Origin of the sequence: Bradyrhizobium sp. Arg237L, from assembly GCF_029990105.1 — a bacterium.
In the GTDB taxonomy this organism is placed as follows: Bacteria; Pseudomonadota; Alphaproteobacteria; order Rhizobiales; family Xanthobacteraceae; genus Bradyrhizobium.
Genome location: NZ_JAQMIL010000100.1, coordinates 19,078 through 29,551, shown reverse-complemented (window position 1 = coordinate 29,551; position 10,474 = coordinate 19,078). Strand labels below are relative to the sequence as shown.

Here is a 10,474-nt window from a genome sequence, read left to right as displayed (position 1 = left end):
CCTCTATGCCCGCTATCCAGCGCCAACGCTGGCGGCGGCCGAACGCTTGAGATGACAGTTTGCGACTGCCCACACGTCGTTTCGTCGGGAAGGTGTGTCGGCACTCTTGGGAGTCCAGTCTCCGACGCCGGAGAGAGGGTTGCGTTCCGCTCAGAGATCGGGTGGTTGCTCGGCCCCCGGCGGTCGGATTGATCTCAAGACCTCGACCGGTGCTGCTCCGAGGCCCGGGCTCCTAGATTCAGAAGCAATCATGTCGGCTGATGGCCCCGTCTGAGACCTTCCGGCCGACTCCGAATATGTCCGCTCGCTGGGCCTGACCGGAAATCATCGTACCGGGAGCGAAAGGGCGCCTGTTGACCCCAAACGGACATGCCGCAGTAGTCGCGACGAAATGGCGAGAGCATCCACGACGCCACCGACGAGCTCCAGAAGCATCTCGACAGGATCGAAGAAAGCAAGACCTGAACCCTCCTGACTTTGGCGCCAACCCACCGCCGCCGCACTGTCGCGCATTACGGTATGCGAAAGGCGATGCTGTTTCACCTCGTCGGTCTCCCGGTTTATGGGCCTTCGCCGCTTAATTCTTTTGATGTATCACCCTTCATCCACTTGAACACACTTGGCTGTCGGCGCGGAACGGCGTGTAGCCCATTAGGCTACTAGTCGCCGCGGTGTCTGCACTTCTACTATCGGCACCTCCAATTTCGATCAGGACTGGGATCATGAACACGCAAGCCGACGCCAAGGCTTCTTTCCGCAAGTGCCATCCCGAGCAACAGAGGACCTTCGATCATGACGATGGCAATACCGATTTCGGCCCGCTTGGAGGGGAGGTCTATGACGATCGTGGGCCAGCGGTCACAATGCCAGTGTCGGTCACCTATCGTGGCATCGACGTGTTCGATCACCACCATGTCTGGGACGAGCGTGGTGGTGGGCATCAACATCACCAAAGCCCGGATGGCCTGCTCGCCGTAATCGGCGGGGGCGCGATGGCCGCGGGCGAGGCCTCTGACGTTACCGGTTTCGTCGACAACTTTGCCGAGGACAGGGGCGACTATTCGATCGCAATGGGCAAGGCGATCTTCGAGGCGTCGGCCTACGGAAGCAATCCAGGCGGCGCGCTCGCTGCCGCCGACACTTATCTTGATGTGTCGGGTGCCGATTTCGTCTTCGAGCACGAAATCGGCCAATCGGAGCGTGGACCCTACGATGCCTGGGCGCGCTCGGAACTCGACTACTTCTCGATAGATATTCATGGATGGTCGCCGCCGCACGGGACGATCGTCATCGACGTGGATCAGCCCTTCGGCCACGGTCAGCCGATCGGGCAGGACCCGTTCTATGGCAACTTCGCGCAAGTGCTCGCACTGGCCGAGGCGCACGGCGCCGACACCTTGTCCGCCACCTTTACCAATGCACTTACCATCGAAAACCACTTCTCGTTCGTGAATGCGGTGGGAATCGTGGCGCTCTAGCCGCGCGCCCACCCCTAGAGGATCGGTTCCTGGCACACATGGAGATTGGCGATGGCCGGAAGCATCAATACGTTCCTCGTTGACGTCTCCAGCACGGCCCTGGCGCTGGGCGATCAGACGATGACCGATACGGTAGCCAGCACGGCAGCGTGGCCCGGCGCCGCGATCGGCTACGCGGCGGCTGTCGCGGTGGCCCAGGACACCGCGCCCGGCACACCAGAGACTAGCGCCACAACGGACGTCATCGCGACCGGCGGATACATGACGAGCTCGCAGGGCAGCCACTGGTCGATTGATTTTCCGTATGGCCCGACGCCCACCTCTGTTGATGTCTCCCTGACGTTCGTCTCGACTCACGGCGCTGGCGACGCCTTCTCCGGGTATGACCTGGTGAGTTCGTCGCTGCACGGACTGCTGTAGCCGCAGCCATGCAATCTGTATTTCGGCCGGCAGCGCTGAAGTCGCGCGAGACGAGTTCTTGCGTTGAAACGCGGCAATGCGATCTGCACATCGTCCGCCATCGGCCGTCCCGCAGTCCCAAAGATGATGTCGCCGCGGTCATAGGCTACGCCAGAAGACCAATCAGTCGAATGAACCTTTGATGCCGCAAATCGCGGTCCGTAGCCTCCGCATCTGCGGAGGGCCGCAGTCATTGCGTGTGCGGCTGATCAACGCGAAATCAACACGAACAGGAGAGCTATATGGCAGCCTCTTTCCTTGACTTCACCAAAGCGGTGCATATTGCCGACACCGTCGACATCGATAAGTCGATCTTCACCGAGTCGTTCGCCCTTTTCAACTCAGCCCTTGGCAATGCGACCGCTGATGCGATGGGCGCCTGGACGCACACCGAGACCTTGACCCAAACGTTAGCCGTCCAGGGGATGGGCTCCAGTTCCGCTTCGGAGTCGGTGTCCCAGGCCAACCCGGTGGATTTTAACTTCGTAGTCTAATAGGCGGGTGATCGCTTTGAGCGAGCCGGCAGCAGTCGATCTGCTGCCGGCGCTCAGCGCCGACCCCAGTCGACGTATGCAAACGGCGCACGGTTCGGCAACTCCAATGCAGCTAACTAGAGCTCCGTAATGCGCAAGCGTTATCAAGCTGGTGGCCGGATAGTTCATTTCGAAGTCGACGACGGTTCGGAGTCAATCATCATCGAGCTGTCGCGAGCCAGCCTATGTAGCAATGCCGATTTGATCGTCCGCGATAGTCGCGCACGCGCCATCGCCGCTGGATCGGGACGGTCCTCGAGTTCGTCGAGAGCGGCGACTGGTGGTCCGGCTGGGGCTGGTGAGGCTGAGGCCATGGCAGCTGCCAGCCGCCGGTACGGCTTCAAGCTGTCCAAGTAGGTCGCCCAGGGACGGCCAATCTGCCGCTTTCGCGTAACTCCTTAGTCAAGCCGGCCGGAGATGAAACATGCGGCAGAGATCGTCCGACAAAACTGGCTCCTCAGGTCGCGAATCGAGCGGCCCGACTGACCTTCAATGTGCCGTCAGAGCCTGCCGTTCGGCCTTCCGCACTTGCGCGCTCTTCAGCCTCATCATCAACGTGCTGATGCTTGCGCCGCCGGTTTACATGCTTCAGGTCTACGACCGCGTGTTGACCACCGGCCGGATCGAGACCCTTGTGATGCTCACCCTGATGGCGATGATCGCGATTGCGATGATGTCCGCGCTCGATGCCTTGCGGACTTGCGTCACGATTCGCGTCGGTTGCTGGCTGAACGAGGAGCTCGGACCAGCTTACCTGGCTTGCGCCGTGCGCGGCCGACTGAATGGGGATCCCTCCGGCCTCGAGCACCTGCGCGACATCTCCCAGATCCAGAACTTCATCGCGACGCAGGGGTTGTCGGCCTTCTTTGACGCGCCGTGGGTCCCCATCTTCGTCGGCCTGATCTGGATCCTCCATCCTATGCTCGGAGGCGTAGCGATCTTCTCGGCGGTGGTGCTGTTCCTGTTGAGCATCGCCAACGAGGTCGCCACCCGGAAGTCGACCGCGACGGCGAACAAGAAGCAGATCGAGGCGACGCTAATGGCGGAGGCGACCATCCGCAACGCCGAAATCGTGCAAGCCATGAACATGCTTCCTGCGATGACCCAGCGTTGGGCCAGGATCAATTCGACGGTCGTCGATAGCCTGCGCAGGTCAGGCGACGTTGGCGGCTTCGTGCTGGCCACCACCAAGTTCGTCCGTTTATTTGTTCAGGTGGCCATCCTCGGCGTCGGCGCCTGGCTGGTGGTCGAGTCGAAACTGGGTGCCGGCGTGATGATCGCCGCTTCCATCCTGCTCGGACGCGCGCTCGCGCCAGTGGAGCTTGTCATCTCCATGTGGCGCAACTTCATGGGCGCCCGCTTTTCCTATCACCGCCTGAAGAAAGCCATCGAAGAAAATCCGGCGCCCCGGCGCCGCACGGTGCTTCCAACCCCCAGCGGCAAGGTAGTCGTCGAAGACCTAAGCTACATCGCGCGCAACACCGGGCAGCTTATACTCAGCAAGGTGTCATGCGCTGTCGAGCCGGGCGAGGCGTTGGCGATCATTGGTCCCTCCGGCGCGGGCAAGAGCACGCTGTGCCGGCTGATGGTCGGGCTGGCAATCCCCGACGTCGGAGAGATCCGGCTCGATGGCTCCCCGGTCCACCACTGGGACAGTGAGCAGATCGGCCAACACATCGGCTTCCTGCCGCAGGATGTCGAGCTGTTCACCGGCACGGTTCGCGAGAACATTGCCCGCATGCAGGTGGCGAACGACGAGGCGATCCTGAAAGCGTCAAGGCTTGCCCATGCCCACGAAATGATCCAGCATCTCCCGCAAGGCTATGACACACACATTGGCGATGGCGGCGTGCGGCTGTCCGGTGGTCAGCGCCAGCGAATAGGACTGGCCCGTGCCGTATTTGGCGATCCGCGATTCATTGTCCTCGACGAGCCCAACGCCAATCTCGACCAGGCGGGAGAGACCGCACTCGTTGAGGCGATAGAAAACCTCAAGCGTTCCCGCGTCGCTCTGGTCCTGGTGGGACACCGGCCGTCCACGCTGTCGGTCGCGGACAAAGTCCTCTTCCTGAAGGAAGGCCACGTCGTCATGTTCGGCGAGCGCGATAAGGTGCTCGAGGAACTAAAGGCGCGGGCAGGCGAGTTCATCCCTCAAGGTGGCGATCACGAAGGGCCCCGCCGGCTTTCGTCCGGTCGCAGCCCGGCAAACGAGAGCGACCACAACGCCAAGGCTATGGCGGGTGTCTCATGACCTATCACGTCGAAAGGATTGCACCGCTGTATACGCGGCTTTCCCCGGTCAGCGTGACGTTCGGTCCGCATAAGCCTGACATCCGGCGTCCCGCCCGCTACGGCAAGGTTCTGATCCTGATTTTCGTCGTTATCTTCGTGGGATGGGGTGGCTTGGTCTATCTCGACGGCGGTGCGGTCGCGCCCGGCGTGATTAACCCGGACAGCGGCAAGAAGACCATCCAGCATCTGGAGGGCGGCATTATCGCCGAGCTGCCCGCCCGCGAGGGGCAGGCGGTCAAGATGGGCCAGACGCTCGCCGTCCTCGAGAGCACCCAAGCGCGCGCCACGCACGAAGCGCTGGTGCAGCAACGGCTTTCCCTGCTCGCCAGGCAGGCGCGACTGGACGCCGAAAGGGCAGGAGAGAGCCACATCCAGTGGCCCCCGGAGCTGCGCTCATCGGATCAGCAGATCAGGGATATCGTCGGGGCACAGCAGAAGGTCTGGGACGCTCGACGCTCCACGCACGCAACGCGACGAGACATCCTGGCCCAGCGCGTCGAGCAGCTGCTGCAACAGATCCAAGGCTCCGAAGCACAAGTCGAAAGTGCGTCCCGGCAGATCGAGTTCATTGGCGAGGAGCTGAAGGCGAAGGAATATCTGGTCGCACGTGGGATGATGCCCAAGCCGGAGGCGCTGCGGCTGAGGCGCGCTGAGGCCGAGATCGTCGGAAGGCGCGGCGAGCACGTCGCAGAGATCGCACGGGCCCGCGAGAAGATCGGCGAAGCGAAAATCCAAATCCTCTCGGTCGAGGCCGAGCGGGCCGATCAGATCGCAGCCGAGCAGGACAAGGTTCGCGGCGAGCTCGCGGAGGTGAACGAGAAGCTGCAGGCCAGTGCCGACGTAGTCAAGCGTACCGTGGTGATCGCTCCCGTGAACGGTACCGTGGTCGACATCAAGTTCAGGACGATCGGCGGAGTGGTTCAGCGAGGCGAGCCCATCATGAGCATCGTGCCCGAAAGTGATGAAATGATCATTGAGGCGCGACTGCAGCCGAGGGACGTCAAGGCGGTGCATAGCGGCCTCGAGGCCAAGGTCCGGTTCACTGCCTATTCGAGCCGCAATGTGCCTAACGTTCCAGGCACCGTCCGGACGGTCTCCGCTGACCGCCTCATGGATGAAACCAAGCATCAACCCTATTATCTTGTGCGCGTCGCGGTTGACCGGGAACTGATGAAGACGCTGGCGCCGAGCGTCGATCTCATTCCAGGCATGCCCGTGGAAGTGCTGGTTGTAACCGAAAGGCGGACGATGCTGGACTACCTCGCCAAGCCGTTCCGCGACGCGCTATGGCGAAGCTTCCGTGAGACTTGACGATGGCTCGGGACGAACGTGACTGGGCGAAACCATAAGGGGGCGGAACCTACGAGCCGCCTACTTGCCCAAGCGATTGCCCTAGTGGACGAAGCGCATGCCCTGAGCTACGCCTTGATCCGGGTGTTGGCATCATCGCCGCGCGAGGAGCTTTCGCGGGAAGACATAGATGCGCTGTGCCAGTTGGCCTATGAGGCGCTGAACAAGATCACCCAGGCGCAGGAGTTGTTCCAGGAGATGGACAAAGACTAGATACCTGATCGAGGTGGTACCGCGCTGCTGTCCCTACCAAATACTACATCCGGCCATATCCATGATGAAACCCGCCGGACTGGACGGCGAGCCGTTGGATGGACGATGGCCCCCCGCGGATCCTTGTCCAACGATGCGTCCGGAGTTGGTTGTACAACATGACGACGGACCGCGCTCAAGGGTTCCTTATCGGCCCGTCGCGCAAACCGCCGCGACCTGCGTGCGGTTCATCAGGCCGAACTTGCGCAGGATCTGCCGCACGTGAACTTTGACCGTGCCTTCCCTCATCCCGAGCCGGCGCGCAATGGCCTTGTTCGATTCGCCACGGCTCAGGAGTTCCAGGACAGCGTTCTGCCTCGCTGTTAGGTTGCGATTTCTCGGACCTGGGTCTGCCAAATCTTCTTCGCCGCCGTTGCCATCTCTTATGCCGCAAGAGAGGGCGGGGTTGCTATCGACCGCCGGATGCCGCTGCGCCGCACAACTCCGTTTTGGCCGCATCGCCGACGGAAAATATGATCCGCCGTTGAGTATGAGCGAGAAGGCCTGTAGCGCTAGTTCCTCGTCTGTTCCGGCATTAACGATTCCTTGCGCACCAACATTCAACGCTGAGATGATCTCCTCGCGACTTTCCCTTTCCGAAAAAATCACGAGAGGCACGTCGGGAGCGAGCGCCCTGAGGACCTTGATCCTTTGCATATTATCGCTGTCTGCAATCGAACCGCTGCCAGCATTATAAACCAGCATTTCACAATTCGCGTCCGCATCAATCAACCGTTCTGCTTGGTCCGGAGTATGTACAGTCAGCCGAAACTTACTGCGGGCGGCCGAATGATCCAAACGGCCAAGAATGCTGGTAAGGCCTAGACTTCGCAGCGGGAGAGTGTCGACAATTAAAATGCCAAGTTCGGCGCTCGGAATTGTCATCTTGCCCTCCATGAAGCCCTAAGGGCTTGGGCGTAAGCTTGATGCTCCAGCTTCTGTGTTTTTGTCGTGAGGCGCGCACGGGGCCCCCCTAAAGTTGAACACAAGATACCTCACATCTATGGCAAATTCAACAAGTCACTATTAACTTGATCTAGGCCTAACACTCGTGGCGTACACCCTTGATCATCCGTCAGAGGAATCGCCGCCAGTGACGCTTTCGAAATCCAGTCCAGCCAGCTTGCCTCCAGTTTGCGCTCAGGCTCGTCACAGTATCCTCGATTTGACCAGCCGCCGCGATGAGCTCCTCGCCGCCTGAGGTCAAAACACCGGTCGGCATCCGTTCGAATAACCGCAGGCCAAGCCCGGTCTCAAAAGCGCCGACGCGTCTCAGCACCGTCGTATGATTCACACCGATATTGCGGGCTGCGCCTGCGAGTAATCCTGCATTGGCAACGGCGAGGATGTCCCACTCGATTCCGGCCATATGGAGCCTGTGCAAGGATGAAGGGTACCTGGAAAACGCGGGACGAATATCCGTAAGGCGGAGGCTGGTGCGCCCCTGATCCCTCGTCAACGGCGTCTGAGACGGCGCGGTTGCGATTGGGCCGATTGTCCGCGACATCAAACCCACTCGCGAATCCCTGCCGGATCAGGCTGCGTTATCTCGTCGAGGATCGGCATGGGCATTTCGGTGGCTGGGCCTGGCGCGGCGAACGCTAGTCAGAACCGATAGCGGAATGCCGAACTGCACTCTGTGGAAGCTCCCTTCGAGGGCGTGATCGCGGCCTGGTGGGAGGGCCGCTACAGGTCACCTCCGCGGCCGAAGTCTCTCCGCGAGATCATGAAGTAAAATGAAAGCAATGAGCGCGACTGACCACTGGTAAGTCGTGCGACATGCGGATCTTTCTTTACAGGCGTCTTTGGTTGCTCAAATATCTTTCTGCGGTGGGTCAGGGTATCCACCCTGGAGCCCCCTCCACATCTGTCACAGATAGGAAGGCTTCTATGATCCTACTCAGGATAGTCTTCGCAGTAACCGCTATCTTGCTAAGCGGGGATGCATTTGCGGAGCCAGGGATGTGGATCGGGACAGCCCCATTTTGCTCTGGATCGCCAGCAGACTGCACTGATCTGGGAATGACATACGTGAAGAGTGATCCAAAAGGGGACGGTGGCGAATGCTGGACTGGAACGAAAGTGTATTGTTCAGGTTATCCCGCCCCTGAAATTGCACTCATGGGTTATGATGCTTGTGACGGTTTTCAATGTCATCGAACGATGTGCGGTATCAATCCCAGTCCGGGTCCGAGGGTAATCGTAAGTGAGTCTTGGTACTTCTGTCCTGTCTGCGGCAGTGCAAATTTTAGAAGGATCATGAGATTGAACAAAGTTCCTAACGCACAAATGGCGCGTGCTTGTCCGTGGCGATATTTCTAGGTTCGTGATCATCGGGCAGTGCGTAGGCGCAGTCAGCGCACATGATCGCCCGCTTGTCGCCGATGCAGGTCCGATCCTTGCTGCCGTTGTGCTTGCAAATCGCGGCATTTGAATAGGTAGTCACCTGGCGTGCGGAAGATTGATGCGGAGCGGCATCGCTCGAATTTCCGCCGACGTTCAGCCCCCGCATCGACCGGGTGATCGAATAGGCTGGCTACTTCCGGTATTGGCCCGACTCTGACCTCTGGTAACGTCCGCTTTCTCGCCGCTGCTAAGGACATATCAGACATCAAGCGCCGTCTGGATCCGATCCGTGCGGACCCGATTTACGTAAGCCGCCGCAGGGTGGTTTTTTCTTGGTAGTGCATAGATGGCACCACTTCGCGCACTGAAAACAAGGCGCCATGACGGGAAGGAAAGGCTCGGTCATTTTGGTGAGCGAGTCAGATGCGAGGTGGTCCGTCAGTCACCGCTCCACTCGGGCGACGAGCGGTGGGGGCGCATCCTTGGTTGGCCATGCCAGGAAAAACAAGCCTATCCAGCAGGCAAGATTTAAGAGGACAAAGAGGCTGAGGAGAGAACGGCGGCTCATTTGCGATCCCAAATTCCGAGGTAGCCTTTGGTCTCGAGTGGACCAGCACAGCGATCAGGACGCTCCGTAGCGTTCAGTCAATTTTCCTGGGCGAATAGATGCCAGGCGCGCTCCCGATGCAGGGCCCGGTGCGCTCGGGGACGTGCGAGGCGAGAAGCTCGGCGGCTCGGCTGAGGTGCCCGAGGTCATCACCGTTCCACCTGCCGGTGCGCTCGATCTCGACCCGCGAGGTGATTTTCTGTCGCGCCAGTATGCTGACGGCTTTCAGCAGAGCCTCGCCCATGTCCGCCGCGTTGACGACGCCGACGAGTTCGCGCTTGCTCTCGGTGGTGTCTTGTAGGTGAATGGGTCGTTCGCTGTCCTTACCTTCGCCAACGTTCGCGGCGCGCAATGGACTTCCGCAAGGTATGCCCAGCATGGGAAGTCTCTCGGGAGGCAAAAGCTGCTTCCAAGATGCGGTCACCGCTTCCGGTTGGTCGGGGGATGCATCACAGGAGCTTGCAGAGGAACTGCGCCAACGGTGCGTATCGGGGCAGGGTGCCCCCGTCGCTAGAGGAGTTTCTGGCGCCACGGAGGACAACCAGTGCAGATCCAGTTGTCGCTAGGATCACAGACCGCCTGTAGCGCAGCACAACGCTGTCCTCGCGCGGTGAGGCGGCGCGGGGATCATCTCGGCCCTTCACTCCATTACCTGGCGCAAGTTTTCTCAGCCGCCAGCGCCGCTTGCGCTTCTCCCTGCGTCGGGTGAGCCGTACCGATGACCTTCATGTTGTCACCAGGGGCAGGCTGGGCGTTGACGACTTTACATTTCATCGTCGCGGTATCTTGCGTCAGGTAGAACGACGCACCGGATGGCGGCGCTTGACCAGTAGTTCTGTCCTGCTGTGCGAATGAAGGCGCCGCGAATGCGAGAATAGCGAATGTCGCTAAGAGAACTTTGGTCATGGTGTCGACCTCCTAGCATTGGACACCGAGCAAATAGAGCCAGCCAACAAAGGTTCCACTTATAGCCCGCTTTTCTGGAAGCTGCCGGCCTCACAATCGTGGAGGACGAAGATGCGGTGTATACCACTGCCCATGGCCCGACGAGAAACAGGCGAAGTTGCTCCGAGGGAGGATCGCCGCCGAGCTTGCGAGGGACCATGGCACGCGGCCATTCGATCGGGCGCTCATCGAGGTCATGGCGCTGGACTCAA

At 60.3% G+C, this 10,474-nt stretch carries 10 protein-coding genes; 6 read left to right on the top strand and 4 right to left on the bottom strand.

What is annotated here, in order from left to right; all coding sequences use genetic code 11:
- The first annotated feature begins 722 nt into the window (after nucleotides 1-722).
- The 6 genes from OZ411_RS39045 to OZ411_RS39020 all read left to right on the top strand — a co-directional run bounded on the left by OZ411_RS39045 (nucleotide 723) and on the right by OZ411_RS39020 (nucleotide 6,325).
- Nucleotides 723-1,478: a hypothetical protein gene (locus OZ411_RS39045; RefSeq protein ID WP_282532202.1), complete on the top strand. Its 756-nt coding sequence runs from the start codon at nucleotides 723-725 to the stop codon at nucleotides 1,476-1,478.
- Nucleotides 1,479-1,529: 51 nt separating this feature from the next.
- Entirely contained in the window at nucleotides 1,530-1,898 is a 369-nt protein-coding gene (locus OZ411_RS39040; protein WP_130576914.1) for a hypothetical protein, read from the top strand.
- 281 nt (nucleotides 1,899-2,179) lie between these two features.
- Nucleotides 2,180-2,431 carry a hypothetical protein gene (locus OZ411_RS39035; protein ID WP_282532201.1) on the top strand — a complete coding sequence of 84 codons (252 nt, stop codon included), beginning with the start codon at nucleotides 2,180-2,182 and terminating at the stop codon, nucleotides 2,429-2,431.
- A 463-nt stretch (nucleotides 2,432-2,894) separates the two neighbouring features.
- The gene (locus OZ411_RS39030; protein ID WP_130576916.1) at nucleotides 2,895-4,721 is read left to right on the top strand and encodes a type I secretion system permease/ATPase; all 1,827 of its coding nucleotides are present in this window, start codon (nucleotides 2,895-2,897) and stop codon (nucleotides 4,719-4,721) included.
- Nucleotides 4,722-4,774: 53 nt separating this feature from the next.
- On the top strand, nucleotides 4,775-6,073 hold the full coding sequence (locus OZ411_RS39025; protein WP_282532204.1) for an HlyD family type I secretion periplasmic adaptor subunit: 1,299 nt from the start codon (nucleotides 4,775-4,777) through the stop codon (nucleotides 6,071-6,073).
- A gap of 84 nt (nucleotides 6,074-6,157) precedes the next feature.
- Nucleotides 6,158-6,325, top strand: coding sequence for a hypothetical protein (locus OZ411_RS39020; RefSeq protein ID WP_165420947.1), 168 nt, complete (start codon nucleotides 6,158-6,160; stop codon nucleotides 6,323-6,325).
- Between the two features lie 186 nt (nucleotides 6,326-6,511).
- Here the strand turns inward: OZ411_RS39020 and OZ411_RS39015 are convergent, their stop codons facing one another.
- The 4 genes from OZ411_RS39015 to OZ411_RS39000 form a co-directional block, all read right to left on the bottom strand.
- Nucleotides 6,512-7,249, bottom strand: coding sequence for a response regulator transcription factor (locus OZ411_RS39015; protein WP_282532200.1), 738 nt, complete (start codon nucleotides 7,247-7,249; stop codon nucleotides 6,512-6,514).
- Between the two features lie 190 nt (nucleotides 7,250-7,439).
- Nucleotides 7,440-7,733 (bottom strand): LysR family transcriptional regulator, encoded by a 294-nt coding sequence (locus OZ411_RS39010; RefSeq protein ID WP_130576919.1) that lies wholly within the window; start codon nucleotides 7,731-7,733, stop codon nucleotides 7,440-7,442.
- Between the two features lie 1,618 nt (nucleotides 7,734-9,351).
- Nucleotides 9,352-9,669, bottom strand: coding sequence for a hypothetical protein (locus tag OZ411_RS39005; protein ID WP_130576920.1), 318 nt, complete (start codon nucleotides 9,667-9,669; stop codon nucleotides 9,352-9,354).
- Between the two features lie 296 nt (nucleotides 9,670-9,965).
- Nucleotides 9,966-10,223 (bottom strand): hypothetical protein, encoded by a 258-nt coding sequence (locus tag OZ411_RS39000; RefSeq protein ID WP_130576921.1) that lies wholly within the window; start codon nucleotides 10,221-10,223, stop codon nucleotides 9,966-9,968.
- Nucleotides 10,224-10,474 lie beyond the last annotated feature (251 nt).